We start from the raw sequence: 20,585 nt of genomic DNA, 5'->3' as shown, positions 1-20,585 counted from the left end.
TTTCCCGATCCCCGCGAGGAGCTATTGCAATGCATGCCGTGACATCGATGACGCCACCAATCGCAGTCGTGCCAGGCACGGCGCCGGAGAAGGACATGTTCGCCGGCATCCCGGAAACGCCGTCCCACAAGGATGCCTCGCTGCATCGGGTGTTGATCGTCGGCGGCGGCGCGGCCGGATTGGAGCTTGCCACGCGGCTCGGCCAGAAATTTGGCAAACGACGGCGTGCCTCGATCACGCTTGTTGACCGCAACCGCACCCATATCTGGAAGCCGTTGCTGCATGAGGTCGCATCAGGCTCGCTCAATGCGACAAGCGATTCAGTGGAATACATCGCCCATGCGCATGGCCATCACTATCGCTATCGCATCGGCGAGGTAGTCGGTATCGACCGCAGTAAGCGCCAGGTGCTTGTCGCGCCCAGCCTCGATGAGGACGGCAGGCAGGTCATTCCGCCGCGAGTGCTCGGCTACGATACGCTGGTGATGGCGGTGGGCAGCGTCTGCAATGATTTCGGAACCCCCGGCGCCGCCATGAATGCGATCGCGCTCGACAGCGCCGAGCAGGCGGCCCGCTTCAACCGCCGCATGATCGACGCGTGCCTTCGCGCCAATGCGCAATACGAGCCGCTGTCGCCGGGTCAGCTGCACTGCGCCATCATCGGCGCCGGGGCGACCGGCGTCGAGCTTGCCGCCGAGCTGCACAAGTCGATGCGGGAAATCGCGTCGCACAACCTCGACAACATCGATTTCGAGAAACTGATCCGGATCACCGTGATCGAAGCGGCACCACGCATCCTCCCGGCTTTGCCGGAGCACCTGTCGCGCGACTCCGCACAGCTGCTTGTCAACCTTGGGATTCAGATACGCTGCGGTGTGCGAGTAACCGAAGTGACGCCGGACGGAGTGAAGCTTGGCGACAAGCTGTTTCTCCCGGCCGAGCTCGTTGTCTGGTCAGCCGGCATCAAGGCACCGGACTTCCTGAAAAATCTCGACGGCCTCGAACCCGATCGCATAAACCGCCTGGTCGTGCACGAGACGCTGCAGGTGAAGGGCGACGAGAATCTCTTTGCTATCGGCGATTGCGCGAATTGCGTCCTACCCGGTGAGGAAACGCCGCTACCACCACGCGCACAGACCGCCCACCAGCAGGCCGATCACCTCGTCAAGGTTGTCGCCGCGCGGCTGAACGGACGACCGCTGCCGGCCTTCCACTACCGCGACTTCGGCTCGCTGGTCTCACTCGCCGACTACCGTACCTTCGGCAATGTCGTTGGTGGGCTCAAGATCGAGGGGCTGATCGCCAGGCTGATGTACCGGGCGCTCTACAAGATGCATCTGCAGGCGATCCACGGCACCTTCAAAACCGGACTCGACACCATCGCTGCGATCGTGGCTGGCCGTACCAAGCCACGCGTCAAACTGCACTGAGCCGACGGGAGCGCGACATGGAATTTGATGCCGTCCTGCTCTCTCGTCTGCAATTCGCGTTCACGATCGCGTTTCACATCCTGTTCCCGACGCTGACGATCGGACTTGGGGCTTTCCTCGTCCTGATCGAGGGCCTGTGGCTCAAGACCGGCGATCGAATCTACGAACTGCTCTACAAATTCTGGACGAGAGTGTTCGCGCTGACCTTCGGCATGGGCGTGGTCACCGGCGTCGTGCTCTCCTATGAGGTTGGGACGAACTGGAGCCGATTCGCCGACGTCACCGGCAACGTTCTCGGACCGTTGTTCATCTACGAGGTGCTTTCGGCGTTCTTCCTCGAGGCCGGGTTCGTCGGCATCATGCTGTTCGGCTGGAACCGGGTCGGTCCGCGCATGCATTTCTTTGCGACGGCCATGGTGTCGTTCGGTACGCTCGTTTCCGCATTCTGGATCATCGCAGCGAACTCGTTCATGCAGACCCCGGCTGGCTTCCACATCGAAGGCGGCCGGCTGTTCGTCGACAGCTGGTTCGACGTCGTCTTCAACCCATCACTGCCGACCCGGTTCCTCCATATGGTGCTGGCATCCTATGTGACGGCGATGTTCGTCGTGGCCGGCATCTCGGCGCTGCACCTCCTCATGGACCGGCCACCGAAGGTGGCGCGCCGCGCTCATTCGATTGCAGTCGCCGCGCTCGCGATCCTCGTTCCCTTGCAAATCTTCGTCGGCGACGCCAGCGGTCTGGTCGCGGAGAAGCATCAGCCGGCCAAGATTGCGGCGTTCGAGGGCCGCTGGGAGACGATGGCCGGCGCACCTCTGCTACTGTTTGCCTGGCCGGACCAAGGCGCAGAAGCCAACCATTTCGAAATCGGCATCCCCAGGCTCGCGAGCCTCATCCTGACGCACAGCCTCGACGGCGAGGTTCGCGGCCTCAAGGAGTTCGCCCCGCAGGACCGGCCGCACGTCCTCACGGCATTCTGGGCTTTCCGGGTGATGGTTGGCATCGGGGTGCTAATGCTCGCCGTCGCCGGCTGGAACCTGTTGTGGTGGTGGAAAGGCCGGCTTCACGAGAGCGGGCTCTTGCTCACCGTTCATGTGGCGATGATCCCGCTCGGCTTTGTGGCGACGCTGGCCGGATGGACCGCAGCCGAAGTCGGGCGCCAGCCCTGGGTTGTCTACGGCGTGCTTCGAACGCTCGACGCGGCTTCGCGGCTGCCGGTCGCATCGGTAGCGACGTCGCTGGTGCTGTTCTTCGTGGTCTACAACGTGCTGCTTGCCGCCTACGCCTATTTCCTCACCCGGCTCGTCTGGCATGGCCCGGACGACCGGGTCGAGCTGCCGTCCGCAACCGAGCCGACTATCGCCAAGCGCGCCATGATGCCGGCTGAGTAGGGAGGGACGTTCAAATGGATCCCGCATTCATATCGGCATCGGTCGTCGTCTTCGCGCTGTTCATGTACGTGCTGCTCGACGGTTTCGATCTCGGCGTCGGCATCCTGTTCTTCCTCGATCCAGAAGGCGAGAACCGCGACCACATGATGGGCTCGCTGACACCGTTCTGGGACGGCAACGAGACGTGGCTGGTGTTCGGCGGCGTTGCACTATTCGGCGCGTTTCCCGTCGCCTATGCGATACTGCTGCCGGCCCTTTATCTGCCTGCGATGCTGATGCTGTTTGCACTGGTCTTTCGTGGCGTCGCTTTCGAGTATCGCTTCAAGTCCGGCACTTCGCGGCGCTGGTGGGATCTATCCTTCAACGCCGGTGCAGCACTTGCGGCATTCGTGCAGGGCGTGATGCTCGGCACTGTCGTCGGCGGATTCGAAGTTGACGGACGCGTTTTTGCCGGCGGCGCTTTCGACTGGCTGTCGCCTTTCACGCTGATGTGCGGATTGGGCCTTGTCGTGGGCTATGCGCTCTACGGCGCGACATGGCTCATCATGAAGACGGAGGGACCAGTGCAGGCGCGGGCACGGCGCAATGCACTCCATTTGCTGCCGGTCTTCATTGCCTTTCTGGTGCTCGTCAGCATCTGGACGCCCTTCATGCATCCAATGGTCGCCGCACGCTGGTTCACTTTGCCGAACCTTTTCTATCTGGTGCCGGTGCCGCTGCTGACGGCGATGGCGCTGCTTCAACTGTGGCGCGGGCTGGTGACCGGCGCGGAGCGAACCCCGTTCCTGTGCATGGTCGCCATCTTCAGCCTGAGCTTCGTCGGCCTAGGCACAAGCCTCTACCCACACATCGTGCCGTACAGCATGACCATCTGGGAAGCCGCCGCCGCGCCTCGCTCACAAATGTTCCTGCTGGCTGGAATCGCTGTCATGCTGCCGATCGTGCTGGTCTACACCGGCTACAATTACTGGGTGTTCCGCGGCAAGCTCGGCAAATCGGTCGCCTATCATTGAGCCCGGGGGACCTGATGAAGACCGAAAAATACGATGTCGTGATCCTTGGCGGCGGCAATGCCGGCATGGGCGTCACGGTGGCGACACGGGCAGCCGGGCTCTCGGTGGCGATGGTCGAAGCGCGGGATCTCGGCGGCACCTGTCCCAATCGCGGCTGCAGCCACGCGCTGCACGAGATCGAGAGGGCGTGCGAGCACCGGATCACGGTTGCCGCCCCGCGCCTCGACTGGGCCGCATTGATCGATCGCGAGCAGGCGATGGTCCGCGACATTCCCGATCGCCTGGCCGGCGTGATGGCGATGCGCGGCGTCGACGTCATCCACGGCGAGGCGGCATTCGTCGGCAGCAATGCCGTCCGGGTCGGCGAGCGCCAGCTTGACGCCGCCAGCATCGTGATTGCCACCGGCTCAAGGCCAAGGGAGCTGTGCTTTCCCGGCGCTGAATTGATGACGACCTCAGATGACGTGCTGAGCGACCGTGCGTTGCCAAGCGATGTCGTGTTCATCGGCGGCGGCGTCATCGCCTTCGATCTCGGCCACGTCTACGCCCGCGCCGGCGTCAGGGTCACTATCCTCGAGGCGCTGCCGCAAATGCTCGGCGGTTTCGACCCCGACGCGGTGGACCAGATCCGCGGCGAAAGCGAGCGCATCGGCATGCGCTTGCTAACGCTCGCCCTAGTGAAACGGATCGACCGAGTCGGCGAACGCCTGCGCGTGCTGTTCGCCAACGACAACTCCGAGCATACCATCGAAGCCGATCGCGTCGTCAATTGCGCAGGGCGAATCGCCAACACTGACGGTCTTGATCTCGGCGCGGGGCACGTCGCACACCGTGACGGCCGTATCGAAATCGACGCGTTCCTGCGCTCGCGCTCGAACCCTGCCGTTCATGTCTGCGGGCATGCCGTGTGGAACTCACCCCAGCTTTCGCCGATCGCTACCTATGAGGGCCGGATTGTCGGCCGCAACATCGTCGAGGGCGCGAAGCACCAGCCTGACTACAGCCATATTCCATCCTCGGTCTACACCGTGCCGGCGGTGGCCAGTGTCGGCCTTACCGAGGCCAAGGCCGCCGAGGGCGGACTGAGAATCAAGGTGCAGGTCAATGACATGCGCGGCTGGCTGTCGGCCAGGACTTATGCCGAGACCGTGGCGTGGTCGAAGATCATCGTTGGGGTTGAGAGCGACCATATCCTCGGCGCCCACGTTGTCGGACATGCCGGCGAGGAGTTGATCCACATCTTTGCACTCGCCAAGCGGCACGGCATCACCGCGACCGATCTCGCCGACAATCTCTACGGTTTCCCAACATTCTCGTCGGACATCAAGAACGTGATGTGAGCCAGTCCACGGTGGACATCGCCAGCTGCGACCGCGAAGGAACGGAATGCGTTTGGATCATGATTATCATGCGAAAATGGGTTGTTCGACAGAGCGTCCTCGGGGCTATTCGGCACCGAGAAATGCGGAACTTTGCATATGGCTGCAGTTGAACAAGTCATGACATTCGAACAGGCGGTGCAGGCGGCGATCGATCTCGACGCGCCGCTCAGCGAACGGCTTGTGGTGATCGCTGCGGCAATGCGAAGGCTCGACGCCAGCTACGCAGACGCGGCCGACCGCATGGTGATGCGGCTGCAGGACAAGGGGGCAGGCGCCACGGCGCCTAGGCCCGGCGATGCCATGCCGGCCTTTCTGCTCCCTGACGAGGACGGCAGATTGGTAAGCCTGGCCGACGTCCTCGCGAATGGGCCGGTGGCGATCACTTTCCTGCGTGGGCATTGGTGCCCCTTCTGCCGGTTGAACGCGATCGGCATCGTCGAGGTGCAGCAGGAGATCGCTGCCATGGGCGGCCAGGTCGTGGCGATCACGCCGGAGCGGCGAAAGTTCTCAACGGCGGTGAAGAACCGGGTCGGGGCTGAGTTCCCGTTTCTGACCGACATGGACAATGGCTATGCACTTTCGCTCGATCTGGCGATCGGGATCGGCGTGGAAATGCAGCAACTGCTTGGCGCCGGCGGTGACGACTTGCCGAGTTACCAGGACAACGCCGCCTGGCTTCTGCCGATCCCCGCCACTTTCATTGTCGGCGCTGATGGCATCATCACAGCGCGTTATGTCGATCCCGACTACCAGCAGCGCATGGAGATCGAGGACCTGGTGTCCGCGCTCGAGCGCGCTCGCTGACTGCGAGAGGCCGACCGAACGTTGACCAAGTCGAGCGTCGTCCTGGGCGGGGTGGCGGCGATTTCTGGCATCTGAGTGACCCGCATTACTTTGACTCATCGTTTCCATGCGAAAAAGGCATCGTCTCGCGAACCTTTCATGAATCTACGGCATGGACGTTGGCTGGCAGTAGGCTACACTGCGCAGAACTGCGAATTTGGAGTTGCCGTCATGGCTGCCAATGAATTGGTCGTGAAGCTCGAAGAGGCCGTCCAGGCTGCGATCGCGCTTGATGCGCCGCTGAACGAGCGGATGGCGGTGATCGCCAATGCAGTGCGCTCGCTCAGCACCACCTTCGCTGAAGCGGTCGACCGGATGGTGCAGCGCCTGCAGGACCAGCGTGCGGGCGCGATGGCACCGGCGCCCGGCGATGTAATGCCGCCGTTTCTGCTCCCCGACGAGAACGGCAGGCTGGTCGGCTTAGCCGAAATCCTGCAAAAAGGACCCGCCGCGATTTCTTTCCAGCGCGGACACTGGTGCCCCTATTGCCGGTTGAATGCGATCGGCATGGCTGAAGTCGAGAGGGAAATCACTGAATTAGGCGGCCAGTTCGTGGCGATTGTGCCCGAGCGGCGCAAATTCACGACGACGTTGAAAGAGGAGGCGGCTGCATCCTTTCCCTTCCTCACCGACATGGACAATGGCTATGCGCTGTCGCTGAACCTGGCGATCTGGGTCGGGACGGAAATGGAAACGCTGATCGGGGGCGCCGGCTGGGATGTGCCCAGCTATCAGGGCAATGCCGCCTGGTTCCTGCCGATTCCGGCAACCTTCATTGTCGGCACCGACGGCATCATCACAGCGCGCTACCTTGATCCCGACTATCGCCAGCGAATGGAAATTGACGACCTGCTTGCGGCTATCGAGCAGGCTCGCGAACCCCAAAGGTTGACCAGTCGGTTGCGCGCAACAGGTTGAGCAGCGTCGTGGCGACAGGCGCACGCTGCCGGCCCGCTACGCTATAGGCGGCCACGGTTCGGGAAATATCGATATCGCGCAATTTGAGCCTGCGAACGTTGGGTGAGCGTGGCGCAGTCATCGAAACAAAGCCTACCCCAGCGTTGGCCTCCAGCAGCGCCAACAGGTCATGGTCCGTTTCGACTTCATGTGCCGCTTCATGCGCCAACCCATTGGCCTTCAAGGTGCGGGACAGGTCTTCGCTCGTCTCCCAATCGACCCGGCTCAGTATCGGCTCACCAACTAATTGACTCAGCGCGACATCGGCTTCGTTGCGTCTGCCGAGCGGGTGCTCTGAATTGACCACCAACTCGATCTCCTCATCGAACAACGGCCACGTGTCGATCCTGTCCCAGGCCTGCCCGAGCGGGCCGGCGATCGCCAGCTCGGCGTCGCCATTTTTGAGCGCCTCGACCACGATCGTCGGAGCGCCGCGGCTGATCTTGAGGTGAACACCTGGGTAGGCACGAAAGAGCTCGCTAAATGGCGATATCATCAGCGCTATGTTGATGCTGTTGGAGATCGTAACGTTAAGTGGCGCAACATCGCTGCTTTTGACAGCCTTGGCGAGTGACTTCGCAGAACTCGCCGCGTCGTAGCATTGCTGCAGGAATGGCAGCATGCGGCGACCGAGCTCGGTCAGATGCGAATGCTGACGCTCACGTCGGATGAGCTCGCCACCAAGCTCATCTTCCAAATTCTTGATGGCGCGCGTCAGCGCCGGCTGAGTGACGTTGCACTCCTCAGCAGCCCGCGTAAAATTGAGCGTGCTGGAGAGCGCCAGGAAATAGCGAACCTGCTGCATTTCCATTCGTGGTGACCCTTAACGCGACGTGAGGTTGGTCACGTATTAAGACGTATTCTCGAGTCGATCAATGGACGCGCGGTTCGAAGGACGGTTAGCACGGCGTTGTGCCCAAAAGCGGTAGGGAGAGAGAACATCTGACACCGCTACAGATGAGGAGCTTGAAGCTGTGGCAAATGACGTGGTGGCTCACGGCGGGATGCGTAGACTCTGGAGCTAGGCCGGGTGGTGGGTATGCTGATCAGACCATTCTCTGACAAGGACGCGTCTGCGGTGCGAGACCTCTTTGTCACTGTCAACAGACTGCTCGCGCCGCAGCATTTGGCTGCGCAATTCGAAACCTACATCGCCCTATCCTTGCGCGAGGAAATCGAACGCATCTGCCAATATTACGATGAGCGAGAGGGAGGCTTCTGAGTCGCCGAACATAGCGGCGCGGTCATCGGCATGTTTGGCCTGGAAACCGCTGTAACGGGAGTAATGGAACTGCGACGAATGTATGTTGCCCCCATTTCCGTAGACGCGGAATTGCCCGAGCGATGCTGAAATATGCCGAAGAAGAATGCCGAAGACGCAGTGCCGTCAAAATCGTGTTGAGCACCTCAGAACTGCAGTCAGCGGCGCTGAATCTCTACCTTGTGAATGACTATCGGCTCACGGACGAAAGGGTCGCCGCGACCCCGAGTAGCAAGACGATTGGCGGTGGGATTCGACGATATCATCTCACGAAGTGTCTGTCGGCGACGGGCCATCAAACTGATGACAACCGGTAGCCCCGGCGGCTCCGCGCGGGAATTCCGGCGGCGGCTTGGATAATAGAGATGATAGCCTGGAAAGGGCGGCACCAGTCCTCAAGCACCTGCTGAAGCCGTCCTTCAGCAAGGAAGGGGCGCAGCGCGTGGTCGGGCAGGCAGGCAAGACCCAGGCCGTTCAATGCGGCGTCGCCCTCCGCCAGTGCGGCGACGGACGGCTCCGGACGAAACAGATGATGGCTGACGAAGGTCAGAACGGTATAGGCCACAATCGTCACGCATTTGTGAGCTGTGTTGATAAGCCTATCCGGGATTATGGGTCTAATCTTGGGTCGTGCGTTGCCTAAGTGTCAGTAGTAATAGTCCGTGCATGGCCCGCCGCTCAGGAATAATGCTGATGGAACGCAAGCTCGCGGCAATCATGGCCGCCGATATCGTCGGCTACAGCCTGCTGATGGCTGAAAACGAGGCTTCCACCTACGCGAAGCTGCGCGCTGTTTTTGATGAGCTCATTGCCCCGACCACTGCCCGCCATGGCGGGCGCATCGTCAAGACGGCGGGAGACGGCTTTCTCGCCATGTTTCCCAGCGTCAACGAAGCCGTTGATGCGGCGCTGGCCATCCAGGAAGGCTTCGACAAGGGCCCGTTCGAGCTGCGCATCGGCATCAATCTTGGCGATGTCATCGAAGATGACGGCGACGTATACGGCGACGGCGTCAATGTGGCCGCCCGTCTTGAGGCCATGTGCGATCCAGGGCAGATATTCGTCAGCGGCGCCGTGGTGATGGCGGCCGAACGCAACAGCGCGGACAGGTTCGTCCGCATCGGCCGCAGGCGGGCCAAGAACATTCCCGAACTTCTCAACGTCTACCGCGTAAGGCGCGCGGGCTCTCCGTGGTCGCCATGGCGGCAGGTGCCGCAGGTGCTGCGCAGCACCGCCGCCCGCTGGTCTTATGGCGCGGCCGCCATAGCCCTCATCCTCATAGGCACCCAAATCCAGCCGCTCCCCCTGGCAGCCATGGTTAGCCGCATCCCGGCGGTCTTGTCGATGGACCAGAGCCGCGCCGACCCCCGGCCGTCAGTGGCGGTCATGCCTTTTGCCGCGATGAGCGGCAGCGGCGAGCAATCGTATTTCGCGGACGGACTGACCGAAGATGTGACGACAGCCCTTGCCCGCAATTCAGAGTTGCAGGTAATCGCGCGCGATTCCACCTACGCCGTGCACGGGCAGGACACGGACGTGCGCAAGCTCGGGGCGAAGCTCGGCGTTGATTATGTGGTTGAAGGCAGCGCCCGCCGTGAAGGCGACCAGCTTCGCGTGTCGGCGCAGCTGATCGACGTAAAGACAGGCGCGCATCTGTGGTCGCGCAGTTTTGACCGGCAGGTCGCCGACGTGTTCACCGTCCAGAGCGAGCTGACCACTGAAATCGTCGCGCAGATCGCGCCCTATATCGGCAGGAGCGAGGCGGCGGCGGCAGCGGAGCGCCCGACTGACAATCTGCAGGCCTATGACCTCGTGCTGCAGGCCCGCAACCGCTACCGGCACGGCGCCGATGACCCGCAGGACATTCTGGAGGCGCGGGGCCTCTACCAGCGCGCCCTTGAAATGGACCCGTCCTATGCGGCCGCCCGCGCAGGCCTCGCGCTGACCTTTATCGCCAGCGTGGCGCAGAGCGGTGACGGCCGGGCAAACGCGCCGGAGCTCCATCTTGGGCTTAGCGAAGCCCGGCAGGCGGTCCGTCTCGATCCCAATCTTGGCCTTGGCTATCAGGTCATCAGCTTCGGGCTTGCCCTGCAGGGCGACTATTCAGGCGCCTTGCAGGCCGCACGGCGCGCTGTGGAGCTCAACCCTAACGATCCCGACAGCATGATGGCGCTTGCAAAGGCGCAGGTTCGCTTCGGGGAATATGATGATGCCGTCGCCAACGCAGAGCGGGCCCGCCGCCTTCATCCTATGGCGCCCGAGTACTATGCCTATGTGCACGGGCAGGCGCTCTACGCGGCTGACCGCCGCGATGAGGCTTCCGCCGTCATAGAGGAATGCCTGATCCGGGCGCCGCGCGATGCAAACTGCCTTCTGATTCAGGCCGCTTTGCAGGGCGGGGGCGGAGAGGTCGAGGCAGCCCAGCAGACGATGGCAAAGCTGGTCGAGGCGCATCCGGCATTCTCGCTGGAAGCAGAGCGCGCTTACCGCCGGTTCGGTGACAGGCCGCTGATGGAAGAGTTCCTGCAGGACCTCGCACAGGCCAAGGCTCCTGAAACCGGCTGAGAGTTTTTACAGAGCGACTTCAATCACATAGCGGTGCCCAGTTTCATCCTCTCCGGGCGCGCCCGCGCGCATTAGCCGTTGAAATCGGCATGAGATGATGCAAAATCCCCATCAATGCCCCAGCCGTCGCTCAACGATCTCACCGCCTTCGTGGCCGTTGCCACACACCGCAGCTTCCGCCGCGCAGCGGACGAGATCGGCATGGCACCTTCGACATTGAGCCATGCGATGCGTGGGCTCGAGGAACGCATGGGCGTGCGCCTTTTGAACCGCACCACACGCAGCGTCTCGCCGACAGAAGCCGGGTTCCGGTTGCTCGATCGCCTTCAGCCGGCGCTCGCCTCGCTGGACGAGGCGCTCGACAGCGTCGCGGGGTTCCGGGGCAATGTCGCGGGCACGGTCCGCATCAACGCACCGCGATTGGTGGCCGGGCTTCTCGTTCGCTGGGTTCTTCCGCAGATGGCGGAGCGCCATCCGGACGTGATCGTGGACATCGTCGTCGAGGGGCGGCTCATCGATATCGTGTCCAGCGGGTTCGATGCCGGCGTGCGCCTCCTCGGATCTGTCCCCAAGGACATGATCGCCGTGCCGTTTGCACGCCCGTTGACGTTCATCTGTGTCGCCTCGCACGCCTATCTCGATCGCTTCGGCGACCCGGGAACGCCCGAGGAATTGCAACGCCACCATAGCATCGGCCATCGTATGCCCAGCGGCAAATTCTATCGATGGGAGTTCGAACGCGCCGGCCAGGAACTCGTGATCGAGGCAAACGGCTCCATCGTCCTCGATGACGAGGAACTGATGGTCGAAGCCGCAATAGGGGGTCTGGGCATCGCCTATGTGGCGGATTGGGCCGCCGAAGCGGCCATATCCGATGGCCGGCTGCGTAAGGTCCTGACCGCATGGATGCCCGCTCCGGAAGGGGTCGCGGTCTACTATCCCGGACATCGAGCCGTGCCGCCGGCACTGCGGGCTTTTCTCGATGTCGTAAAGGACTTGCGAAAGAAAGAACCTTGACTGGATCAAAGAAGCAGCAATCCGTGCAATCGTAGTGCAGAAGGAGGTCCGGCATGATTTCTCGCTTCTGTCGATCGGCCATCAGTCGATCTAGCTTACAACCGATTGCATAACGCAATCAGGGCCGCGCGGATGTGCCGGGTAAGGAAAGGAGGTGGGTATGGCTAAGCTCGTGTTCGGAATGAACCAGTCCCTGGACGGCTACGTCGATCATATGGCGTTTGCGCCAAGCCCCACGCTCTTCCGCCACTTCATCGAGGAGGCTCAAAGGCAGGCGGGCAGTGTGTACGGTCGCCAAATGTATGAGGTCATGCGTTACTGGGACGACGATCATCCTGAATGGGATGCAGAGCGACACGCCTTCGCGGCGGCGTGGCGGAACCAGCCGAAATGGGTCGTCTCGCGCTCGTTGAAGTCGGTTGGCCCCAACGCCACGCTTGTTGGGGATGATCTTGAAGGCGCGATCCGCGAGCTGAAGTCCGAGCGCGGCGGGGAGATCGAAGTTGCTGGTCCGGACTTGGCGCGAAGCCTCACCGAACTTGGCCTGATCGATGAGTATCGAATCTACCTGCACCCCGTCGTGCTTGGCCACGGCAAGCCATATTTCGCCGGCCCCCGGCCGCCACTCCGCCTTATGACCAATGATCGGATTGGCGAGGACGTGATCAGGTTGACCTACGTCCCTGCTTGATCTCGCGACTCGCCGGATGGAATCGCCGCTGAAGCGTGGTCTTGGGTTGGGCCTAAAGCGACGGGAACTGCGTGGATCTCTCCTGTGTTCGCTTGATGAACTCCATCATGAGGGAGAGCGCTGGTTCGGTGTGCTCTAAAGCAGGAAATGCCCGCCGTCGAAAACATGAGCTGGGAAACCCATGCAGGAGGGCAAAGCGGGGTTGGATGGATCGCCCGCAGTGACGTAGGCGAGCTCGGTTCCACCGGAAAGACGCATTCGGCGTTGGGCGGGCAGGCTCATGTCAAGATTCCATTTTGCTGTCTGGAATGGAGCTCAACTCAAACGAGCGGCGCGAGTTCCGGATGTTGCCGAAGGCTGTGGCCGGTTTTCCTAATGGTCGGGCGATTTGTCAGTGTCCACGCGACGACCGGCGCGAGCGAGTACTGTTCCGAGATGCTTTTGGCGCACCAAGGACGAGGAAGACGGTATCGGCCTTCGCGAGCTCGCGGCGACGAGGATTATCGTCGCCAGAAGGGCTTGGCGATCTCTGCCTCGACCTGCCGTCTCGTCAGACCGATATCGTCGATCAAATGGGGATTGTCCTTCGACATTTGCTCAAGTTCCCAGCGAAAGCGTTTCCGCTCGTCCCAGGCCGCGATAATGCTTCGCAGGGTCGTCAGGTGCCGACGCGACATTTCCGCCGGCCGCACGGGCGTTCCCGGCCGCGCTGCCTGATGCGAGGCTGATGCAAGGATATCGTTCATAGCAACCTCCATAGGTTTGAAGGTCCGGGGACCCTCGACCTGAAAGAGGCTGAATTCTGCAGGATACAAACCGCGTCGTAATTAAGCTCTCCCAAATAGTTCTCAAAACTTCCAAACGGGCTATAGATACGCCGCATGCAGGGATCGCGCTTTGCCTTCGGTCCGTTCGTGCTTGATTCCGGTGCGGGAACGCTGCTTCGCAACGATGTCCCCGTTGCCGTTGGCTACCGCGGGATAAAGCTGCTTGCTGCGCTCGTTGGACGGCCCGGCGAAATCCTTGAGAAGGCCGAGTTGATGGACGCGGCGTGGCCGGGCACGGCCGTCGAGGAAGGCAACCTCACGGTCCAGATCGCGCTGCTGCGGAAGCTGCTTGGCCCGGCTGCCGACGGCGGCGAATGGATCGCCACGGTTCCGCGCGTCGGTTACCGCTTCACGGGGGCCGTCGAACAGCTAGGTGGCGCGAAACGAAAACCTTTGCCGCTGCCCGGCAAGCCATCGATAGCCGTGCTGCCCTTCGTCAATGTCAGCAACGATCCCGAGCAGGAATCCTTCGCGGATGGGTTGACCGAAGACCTGATCACCGACCTCTCCAGGATCTCCGGCCTGTTCGTCATCGCACGCAATTCGGCTTTTGCCCATAAAGGAAAGGCGATGGACGTGCGCGATATCGCACAAGACCTTGGCGTGCACTACCTGCTGGAGGGGAGCGCACGACGCGCTGCGGGGCGCGTGCGCATCAACGTACAGCTGGTCGACACGGTGAGTGGCGACCATCTGTGGGCGGAACGCTTCGATCGCAGCCTGGAAGATATCTTTGCCGTTCAGGACGAGGTCACCGGCAAGATCGTGGAGGCGTTGCTCGGCAGGCTGCGCGCATCGCCGCCGCGCAATCGGCCCAAAAATCTCGAGGCTTACGATCTCTGCGTGCGGGCGCGCAAGCTGATGGATGATTCGCCGCAGACGGCGCGCGAAGCGCATCTGATGCTCACCCGCGCGATTTCGCTCGATCCGGAATATGCCGAAGCCTACCGCTGGCTCGCCATGAACCACTGGATGGGATGGGTGCATTCCGGCGGACCAACCGAAACGTCCCGTAGCGTTGCTTTGGAACTGGCGCGCAAAGCCGTGGCGATCGACCCCGACGATGCCGGCTGCCGTTGGGTTTTGGCTTACCTGCTTGCCTATGAGCGTAGCTTCGCCGAGGCGGATGCGGAATTCGCCAAGGCGATCGAGCTCGACCCGAACGAGGCCGATGCCTGGGCGGCATTATCCGACATCGCGGTCCTGGCCGGACGGGTCGAGGAGGGCCTTGAGCACATTCGCAAGGCGTTCCGGCTGAACCCGTTTCCGGCAAGTTGGTACTATCTGGCGCTCGGCCAGGCGCAATATGCGGCCGGCGAATACGAAGCCGCTGTCGAGACACTGCGCAGGGACGAGACTTATCGTACGAGCTCACGCCGTTTCCTGGCGGCAAGCCTTGCCCAATTGGGCCGGCTCGACGAGGCGCGCGCAGAGGCTGAACTGTTCCTCGTCGGCAACCCGCATTTCACCACCCGCCACTGGGCCACGACGGAGCCATTCCGCGACGCTGCGACGCTCGAGCATTTCGTTGATGGCTTCCGCAAGGCCGGTCTTCCGGAGTGACATCGCCGGCGTGACCTCCCAACGCTTTCGCACCGTTCGTACGACTATTCCTCAAAGCGACTCGTTGCGTCACGATCGCGCTCGTATCGTCTCGTGAGCGGAAACGGCGGCAACCAGGACTCGCGACGGATGATCCAGCTTTCGTAGGTTGGCATCAGTTGGTCAGGGGCGTCCAGGGATCCCAGGTTCACTTCGATTTCGTCTGCGGTGCGTCCGAAAACGGTCGAGCCGCAGCGGGGACAGAAAAACCGCCCGGCGTAGTCGCGCGTCTCGCCTTCGATCGTCACCGCATCTTGGGGGAACACTGCGGAAGCGTGAAAAAGCGCGCCATGATGCTTGCGGCAGTCAAGACAGTGACAAATGCCGACCCGGTATGGGAGTCCCGACGCCACAATTCGGACGTTGCCGCACAGGCAACCGCCAGTGAATCGGTCCATGCTGCATCTCCTCGAAAAATCAAGCGGTCGGAATGGCTACAACGAAGGGCACTGTGATTGCAATTGCCCGGCTGCGGGCGGGGGGATGCGTCGTCTTCGGTAGTGGGAGATAGGTCGCTCGCTGCAGCCGCATGCCGTTTGGGAGCGTCGGCTTTTCGGGACGAAGTGATCCTTTCGCTCTTGACAAATATACTCGTCAACGGCATTGACAGGAAAGCTTGTCAATGTGAGGGCTGCATGCTCGATATCGAAGTCATAGATCGGCCAAGCGCGGCCGCCGCCGCGTTGGAGCCCGTGCGGAGTCAACTCCTCTCAGAACTGCGGGAGCCCGCCTCGGCCGCCACCCTCGCCACACGCCTCGGTCTCAAGCGGCAGAAGATCAATTACCACCTGCATGCTCTGGAGGAGCACGGGCTTGTCCAAGTTGCAGATACGCGGAAGTGGGGTGGCCTGACGGAGCGGCTCATGGTGGCGAGCGCCACAAGCTATGTCGTCTCGACGAGCGCACTGGGTCCGGTCGGCGCCGATCCGGATCGCACCCCGGACCGCCTGTCGGCAAGCTACCTCATCGCGCTCGGCGCTCGGCTGGTGCGGGAGATCGGGGCCCTTCAGCGCGCCGCCTCGGATGCCGGCAAGCGCCTGGCGACCTTGGCGATCGACACCGAAATCCGCTTCCGCTCCGCCGCCGACCGCGCCTCGTTCACGCGTGAACTGACCGAGGCCATCACCACGCTGGCGGCACGCTATCACGACGAAACCGCGTCGCAGGGACGGTCCCATCGCCTTGTCGTGACGGCACATCCTTCACCAGCCAATCCGCAAGGAAAGGACGTTCAATGCCAGTAAAAAAAGACACGGCCGGCAATCGCTCGGTCGAGGCCGAAGTGGATGTCCCCGGTACTCCGGAGGACGTCTGGAATGCGATCGCAACGGGACCTGGAATATCTCAATGGTTCGTGCCGAGCGAACTGGAAGGCCGCATCGGAGGAACCGCCGTTTCGCATTTCGCCGCCGATGGAAGCATGGATGCGGTCGCCACCATCACAGCTTGGGAGCCGCCCAGGCGGTTTGTCGCAGAAGCACCGGGTGAGCCGGGAACGGTAGCGACGGAATGGATTGTCGAGGCAAAGTCCGGCGGGCTTTGCACCGTTCGCGTTGTCCATCGCTGGTTCGCGACTTCCGATGATTGGGATGATCAGTTCGAGGCCCACAGCTACGGATGGATCTCCTTCTTCCGCCTGCTCCGCCTCTACCTCACGCATTTTCCCGGGCAGCACAGCTCGGCTTTTCAGCTCTTGGTCCCGTCCTCTGAACCTTTAGCTGATGCATGGCGAAAGCTGGTTGAACCCTTGGGACTGGCGAATGCGACTGAACAACGGCGCGTGGCTTCGGACGCGCAGGCATTCGAGGGCGTTGTCGAACGAACAGGGCCGCAAGACCATCCCGAGCTGGTGGTGCGGCTGGACCAGCCCGCGCCGGGTTTAGCGCACCTCTTCGCCTTGGCGATGGGCGGGATGACTTACCTGTCTGTGCGGTTTTTCCTGTTTGGCGACGATGCAGCGAGCATTGCAAAACGGGAGGAGCCAAGGTGGCGAACTTGGCTCGAAAAACATTTCCCAACTTCCGCGGAGTAGGAGCCGGTTACGCAACCGTCTGGTCTACGCGCAATATAGGAGCGCGCGGTCTCAATCTCCCGTGCTCTCAATCTCTATTGCGGGGCGTTTTGCCTCGGGCAAGGGCTGAGCCTCGTGCTCGACCGCGGTTGCTCCCTGTAGTCGTCGAACTGACGCCGCCGCCAGCATCATCCCGGTCGCTCGTAGCGGGCATGGAGCTCCGTCTGGTCCAGCACGTGCCCTTTGATCGCGCGCTCGAACGTCTTCCAGTCGAGTCCAGGCTCCAGATCCATGGCGCGGTCAAGCGCGAAAAGCCGAATGCGGTAGCGATAGGTGCGGCCAACGGTGCCCGATGGCCCGTCATAGCCGATATTGCCCAGTCCGTTGCTGCCTTGCAGCACGTGCATCGGCTCCTCTGGCTCGCGTGCATGCTTGAAACCGCTGGGCAGATCTTCGGCGTCCGCCGGAATCTTATAGACGAGCCAATGGACCCACGGCTCGTGCGTGGCTGGCGTCACCCCCTCAAAAAGGAGCGCGAGCTCGCGCGTACCGTCCGGGAGACCACCCCAGCTGAAGGGTGGCGAGATATTGTAGCCGTCCTTGGTGAATTTCACCGGAACGGCCTCGTTCTCACCGAAGGCATCGCTCCATAGCCGCATGGTGGCAGCCTCCACTGTCTCCGGGTTTTCCGGTCCAACGCATTCTCAGCCACGCAAGTTCCGGTCTTCACCTCGCGCGCTGGCTTGTGTGCGGCGGGTGCTGCAGGTTCTTGTCCGAGCCGGGAGCTCGGAACCGCCATCGGCGACGGGCGTTTCGCCTGGAAAAGGCGGAGCTGCGCGGAACCTCGAACATGGCGCGAAAACCGGCAAGAGAGCAGATCGTGGCAGCGTTGCTCGACCGCTCGGGCCGCACTTACTGCTCGGAACTGGGAATCGATATCCAGAAAAACACGCCTTCACCGCTCTTCCGCTGGCTCTGCGCATCGCTTCTCTTCAGCGCCCGCATCAGCGTGAACCTTGCACTCAAGGCGGCGAAAGCTCTGTCCGATCAGGGCTGGACCACCCCGCGCAAAATGGCGGCGGCGACCTGGGCCGATCGGACGCGCGTGCTGAACCATGCAGGGTACGCCCGCTACGACGAGAGCACGTCGCGGATGCTAGGCGACACCGCGCACCTGCTTCTGAGCAAATACGGCGGCGACCTTCGGGCGTTGCGCGGGCTCGCGCGAAACGATCCGGCGACGGAGCAACAACTGCTGAAGGAATTCAAAGGCATCGGCGATGTTGGGGCCGACATCTTCTGCCGCGAGGTACAGGTCGCATGGCCCGAGCTTTATCCTTTTGCCGACACGAAGGCGCTTGCTGCAGCGGTGCAACTGGGATTGGGAAACGATGCTCGCGCTCTGGCGGGGCTGGTCGATCGGCGTGACTTCCCGCGTCTCTTGGCGGCACTGATCAGGACAAGCCTCGGCAGGGATTACGAGGGAGTGATCGAGGCCGCCTTGGCACGGCCGACGGCAGGGGTATGACCATGCCGACCGGGACCTGCGGATAGATGTTTGGTCAGGGCGTATACGCCTCAGAAGGGTGGTCGCTAGAGCAATTCCAGGAAAAGTGCGTAGCGGTTTTCCGTCCGGAATTGCGTAAAAACAAATACTTAGAGCGGTTCGGCGGTTCTATCAAAAGCTGAACCGCCCTAGACTCGCTATATCCCGCTTGCTCCTGCGTGCTGTTCGGCTTCGATGGAGGACAGCCAAACCCGTGCAACTGCGGCGATGACCGTGAGCGTCGCTTTTGTTCCGTTCGCCTCGCCCTTCTCAAAATCTCCCTCGGTTTGCGCCATGGCATTCGTCACATGCGCAAAGCACACGACGGGGTGGTGTGTTGCAGCGGCAAACGCGTACAAAGCCGCGGCTTCCATCTCGACGGCGAGGGCGCCCAGATCCCGCGCAGATGCGATCGCGGTCTCGGTTTCGCGATAAGGAGCATCGGTCGTCCAGGTTGAGCCCCGGCGGGCGACAATGCCGGAAAGCCGCGACAAAGCGTCTTCAATGCGAGCGATAAGCCTCGCGTCTGGCGCCTCGGCGAAGGTTGCCGGCGGCAGATAATGATAACTCGTCCCCTCGTCCCGGAGAGCGCGGTCGATCAGAACAAAGTATGGGGTGAGTCCGTTGTCGGTGATCTGGCCTGCGGAAGTGATGCTGACGAGCAGCCGGCAGCCGGCCGCAAAAAGCTGCTCGGCAACGAGCACCGCAAAGGAGGCGCCCACCGCGCAGCCGATGATGCCGACCTCTCCGACGCCGTTGAGATCGAAGGCAAGAAGCTCGGTGTGGTAACACGCCCACCCCTCGTGTGCGCGGCTCTGTCCTGCAAGTTTGAGGTGCCGCACCACGTCGCCGTCGGGATCGAGGACACACACCGGAGGGACGGCGGCGAGCGGCAGTTGCTTCTGCCGGCGCGCCTCGCGCAACAGCGCCTCCGGCCGGAACACGGAAGGAGAAGCATGATCCTTGTGGTTCACGATCAGCCATGCGGCCTTCTGATCCATCGGATTCCCCCAGTGTTCTGCTTCAGGCGGCCGTTTCGACAGGCAGGCCGGCGGCTTTCCATTCGGGATAGCCGTCCTCGAGCCGACGGACGAGATAGCCCCGCTCTCGCAAGGCGGCGACCGCTTCGAACGACAGGACGCAATAGGGGCCGCGGCAATAGGCGATCACTTCCCGATCCGCAGGTAGCTCGCCCAAGCGACGCTCCAGCTCGGCCAGCGGGATGTTGAGTGCGCCTGGAAGATGTCCGACCGCAAACTCGTCCTCTGGCCGCACGTCGAGAACCGTGACCATGCCGTCATGCAGCCTCGAGACGAGGTCGTCTCGCGACACCGGTTCCATCGCATCGCGAGCGCGGAAGTAGTCGGCCATGACGCGGCCGATTTCGGCCATATTTCGCTCGCCGACGCGGCCGAGCGCCTTGATCAGCGCCACCACCTCGACATCGCCGGCGAGGCTATAGAGCACGTGCTTGCCGCGGCGCTCCGTCTCGACGAGGCGCGCCCGCCGCAGGATCTGCAGGTGGCGCGACGTGTTGGCGAAACTCAGATGGGCTCGCGCGGAGAGGTCCTCGACACTGCGCACCCCTTGCGCCAGGTGCTCCAGAAGCTCGAGCCGATGCGAATGGCCAAGTGCCTGAGCCACTTCGGCAAGGCTCGCGTAGATCGCCTGTTTCGGTCCGGTGCTTGACACGGCTTCTCCTCAGTGAAACATTCAGCGGAATGATTGAATGTTTCTAGCCCTTTGCAACGAGGAGCGCAAGACCATGATCCTTCGCCAGTTCCTTCACACCGATCCGGTCGGCGTCTCCTACCTGTTCGGTTGCGGCGGCAAAGCAGCCGCCGCCGTCGTCGATCCGGCCGGCGACATCGAGTTCTACCTGAGTGCCGCCGAAGACGCTGGCATGCGCATCCATTTCGTCGTCGACACGCATGTTCATGCCGACCATCTCTCTGCCGGTCGCGGGGGGGGGGGGGGGGGGGGGGCCGCCCCCCCGGCGGGGGGGGGGGGGGGGGGGGGGGGGGGGGGGGGGGGGGGGGGGGGGGGGGG

At 62.4% G+C, this 20,585-nt stretch carries 23 protein-coding genes; 15 read left to right on the top strand and 8 right to left on the bottom strand.

The window, feature by feature from the left end; translation table 11 throughout:
- Nucleotides 1-95 precede the first annotated feature (95 nt).
- The 6 genes from AC0L3L_RS19975 to AC0L3L_RS19950 all read left to right on the top strand — a co-directional run bounded on the left by AC0L3L_RS19975 (nucleotide 96) and on the right by AC0L3L_RS19950 (nucleotide 6,977).
- Nucleotides 96-1,430 carry an NAD(P)/FAD-dependent oxidoreductase gene (locus AC0L3L_RS19975; RefSeq protein ID WP_473638926.1) on the top strand — a complete coding sequence of 445 codons (1,335 nt, stop codon included), beginning with the start codon at nucleotides 96-98 and terminating at the stop codon, nucleotides 1,428-1,430.
- A gap of 17 nt (nucleotides 1,431-1,447) precedes the next feature.
- Nucleotides 1,448-2,821: a cytochrome ubiquinol oxidase subunit I gene (locus tag AC0L3L_RS19970; protein WP_473488490.1), complete on the top strand. Its 1,374-nt coding sequence runs from the start codon at nucleotides 1,448-1,450 to the stop codon at nucleotides 2,819-2,821.
- 14 nt (nucleotides 2,822-2,835) lie between these two features.
- Nucleotides 2,836-3,834 (top strand): cytochrome d ubiquinol oxidase subunit II, encoded by a 999-nt coding sequence (gene cydB / locus AC0L3L_RS19965; RefSeq protein WP_473638854.1) that lies wholly within the window; start codon nucleotides 2,836-2,838, stop codon nucleotides 3,832-3,834.
- 14 nt (nucleotides 3,835-3,848) lie between these two features.
- The gene (locus tag AC0L3L_RS19960; RefSeq protein WP_473638853.1) at nucleotides 3,849-5,174 is read left to right on the top strand and encodes a dihydrolipoyl dehydrogenase family protein; all 1,326 of its coding nucleotides are present in this window, start codon (nucleotides 3,849-3,851) and stop codon (nucleotides 5,172-5,174) included.
- A gap of 138 nt (nucleotides 5,175-5,312) precedes the next feature.
- Entirely contained in the window at nucleotides 5,313-6,020 is a 708-nt protein-coding gene (locus tag AC0L3L_RS19955; protein ID WP_473638852.1) for a peroxiredoxin-like family protein, read from the top strand.
- A 75-nt stretch (nucleotides 6,021-6,095) separates the two neighbouring features.
- Nucleotides 6,096-6,977 (top strand): peroxiredoxin-like family protein, encoded by an 882-nt coding sequence (locus AC0L3L_RS19950; RefSeq protein ID WP_473638851.1) that lies wholly within the window; start codon nucleotides 6,096-6,098, stop codon nucleotides 6,975-6,977.
- On the opposite strand, the gene AC0L3L_RS19945 is transcribed toward AC0L3L_RS19950, so the two are convergent.
- On the bottom strand, nucleotides 6,919-7,827 hold the full coding sequence (locus tag AC0L3L_RS19945) for a LysR family transcriptional regulator (protein WP_473488496.1): 909 nt from the start codon (nucleotides 7,825-7,827) through the stop codon (nucleotides 6,919-6,921). The two genes, AC0L3L_RS19950 and AC0L3L_RS19945, sit on opposite strands and share 59 nt — an antisense overlap.
- 228 nt (nucleotides 7,828-8,055) lie before the next feature.
- Here AC0L3L_RS19945 and AC0L3L_RS19940 point away from each other — a divergent pair, with 228 nt between their 5' ends.
- A complete protein-coding gene (locus tag AC0L3L_RS19940) occupies nucleotides 8,056-8,238 on the top strand; it encodes a hypothetical protein (protein WP_473638850.1) in 183 nt (60 codons plus the stop codon).
- Nucleotides 8,239-8,360: 122 nt separating this feature from the next.
- Nucleotides 8,361-8,594 (top strand): hypothetical protein, encoded by a 234-nt coding sequence (locus AC0L3L_RS19935; RefSeq protein WP_473527064.1) that lies wholly within the window; start codon nucleotides 8,361-8,363, stop codon nucleotides 8,592-8,594.
- Here AC0L3L_RS19935 and AC0L3L_RS19930 read toward each other — a convergent pair.
- A complete protein-coding gene (locus AC0L3L_RS19930; protein WP_473638849.1) occupies nucleotides 8,573-8,842 on the bottom strand; it encodes a hypothetical protein in 270 nt (89 codons plus the stop codon). The two genes, AC0L3L_RS19935 and AC0L3L_RS19930, sit on opposite strands and share 22 nt — an antisense overlap.
- Nucleotides 8,843-8,970: 128 nt before the next feature.
- Between AC0L3L_RS19930 and AC0L3L_RS19925 the strand changes: the two genes are divergently transcribed.
- From AC0L3L_RS19925 to AC0L3L_RS19915, 3 genes are all read left to right on the top strand, one after another.
- Nucleotides 8,971-10,842 carry a tetratricopeptide repeat protein gene (locus AC0L3L_RS19925; protein WP_473638848.1) on the top strand — a complete coding sequence of 624 codons (1,872 nt, stop codon included), beginning with the start codon at nucleotides 8,971-8,973 and terminating at the stop codon, nucleotides 10,840-10,842.
- 114 nt (nucleotides 10,843-10,956) lie between these two features.
- Nucleotides 10,957-11,859 carry a LysR family transcriptional regulator gene (locus tag AC0L3L_RS19920; RefSeq protein WP_473638847.1) on the top strand — a complete coding sequence of 301 codons (903 nt, stop codon included), beginning with the start codon at nucleotides 10,957-10,959 and terminating at the stop codon, nucleotides 11,857-11,859.
- Nucleotides 11,860-12,019: 160 nt separating this feature from the next.
- Entirely contained in the window at nucleotides 12,020-12,550 is a 531-nt protein-coding gene (locus AC0L3L_RS19915; protein ID WP_473638846.1) for a dihydrofolate reductase family protein, read from the top strand.
- 500 nt (nucleotides 12,551-13,050) lie between these two features.
- On the opposite strand, the gene AC0L3L_RS19910 is transcribed toward AC0L3L_RS19915, so the two are convergent.
- Nucleotides 13,051-13,296, bottom strand: coding sequence for a DUF1127 domain-containing protein (locus tag AC0L3L_RS19910; RefSeq protein ID WP_473638845.1), 246 nt, complete (start codon nucleotides 13,294-13,296; stop codon nucleotides 13,051-13,053).
- A gap of 135 nt (nucleotides 13,297-13,431) precedes the next feature.
- Between AC0L3L_RS19910 and AC0L3L_RS19905 the strand changes: the two genes are divergently transcribed.
- Nucleotides 13,432-14,940 (top strand): winged helix-turn-helix domain-containing tetratricopeptide repeat protein, encoded by a 1,509-nt coding sequence (locus AC0L3L_RS19905; RefSeq protein WP_473638844.1) that lies wholly within the window; start codon nucleotides 13,432-13,434, stop codon nucleotides 14,938-14,940.
- Between the two features lie 44 nt (nucleotides 14,941-14,984).
- Here AC0L3L_RS19905 and AC0L3L_RS19900 read toward each other — a convergent pair whose 3' ends face one another.
- Complete coding sequence (locus tag AC0L3L_RS19900) at nucleotides 14,985-15,377, bottom strand: GFA family protein (RefSeq protein ID WP_473638843.1); 393 nt, start codon at nucleotides 15,375-15,377, stop codon at nucleotides 14,985-14,987.
- Between the two features lie 237 nt (nucleotides 15,378-15,614).
- Between AC0L3L_RS19900 and AC0L3L_RS19895 the strand changes: the two genes are divergently transcribed.
- Both AC0L3L_RS19895 and AC0L3L_RS19890 read left to right on the top strand, forming a co-directional pair.
- A complete protein-coding gene (locus tag AC0L3L_RS19895; protein WP_473638842.1) occupies nucleotides 15,615-16,223 on the top strand; it encodes an ArsR/SmtB family transcription factor in 609 nt (202 codons plus the stop codon).
- Nucleotides 16,214-17,011: an SRPBCC family protein gene (locus AC0L3L_RS19890; protein ID WP_473638841.1), complete on the top strand. Its 798-nt coding sequence runs from the start codon at nucleotides 16,214-16,216 to the stop codon at nucleotides 17,009-17,011. Before AC0L3L_RS19895 ends, AC0L3L_RS19890 begins: the two co-directional genes overlap by 10 nt.
- 167 nt (nucleotides 17,012-17,178) lie before the next feature.
- On the opposite strand, the gene AC0L3L_RS19885 is transcribed toward AC0L3L_RS19890, so the two are convergent.
- The gene (locus tag AC0L3L_RS19885; protein WP_473638840.1) at nucleotides 17,179-17,649 is read right to left on the bottom strand and encodes a YbhB/YbcL family Raf kinase inhibitor-like protein; all 471 of its coding nucleotides are present in this window, start codon (nucleotides 17,647-17,649) and stop codon (nucleotides 17,179-17,181) included.
- A 191-nt stretch (nucleotides 17,650-17,840) separates the two neighbouring features.
- On the opposite strand from AC0L3L_RS19885, the gene AC0L3L_RS19880 reads away from it, so the two are divergent.
- Nucleotides 17,841-18,518 carry a hypothetical protein gene (locus AC0L3L_RS19880; RefSeq protein ID WP_473638839.1) on the top strand — a complete coding sequence of 226 codons (678 nt, stop codon included), beginning with the start codon at nucleotides 17,841-17,843 and terminating at the stop codon, nucleotides 18,516-18,518.
- A 176-nt stretch (nucleotides 18,519-18,694) separates the two neighbouring features.
- Here AC0L3L_RS19880 and AC0L3L_RS19875 read toward each other — a convergent pair whose 3' ends face one another.
- From AC0L3L_RS19875 to AC0L3L_RS19865, 3 genes are read right to left on the bottom strand one after another with little or no spacing between them, the layout of a single operon-like run.
- Nucleotides 18,695-19,537 (bottom strand): nucleoside phosphorylase, encoded by an 843-nt coding sequence (locus AC0L3L_RS19875; RefSeq protein ID WP_473638838.1) that lies wholly within the window; start codon nucleotides 19,535-19,537, stop codon nucleotides 18,695-18,697.
- 22 nt (nucleotides 19,538-19,559) lie between these two features.
- Entirely contained in the window at nucleotides 19,560-20,228 is a 669-nt protein-coding gene (locus tag AC0L3L_RS19870) for an ArsR/SmtB family transcription factor (protein WP_473638837.1), read from the bottom strand.
- Nucleotides 20,229-20,271: 43 nt separating this feature from the next.
- Nucleotides 20,272-20,475 (bottom strand): hypothetical protein, encoded by a 204-nt coding sequence (locus tag AC0L3L_RS19865; RefSeq protein WP_473638836.1) that lies wholly within the window; start codon nucleotides 20,473-20,475, stop codon nucleotides 20,272-20,274.
- Between the last annotated feature and the right edge of the window lie 110 nt (nucleotides 20,476-20,585).

Source organism: Mesorhizobium sp. WSM4849, from assembly GCF_055811385.1.
This window is presented reverse-complemented; position numbering and strand designations above follow the sequence as displayed.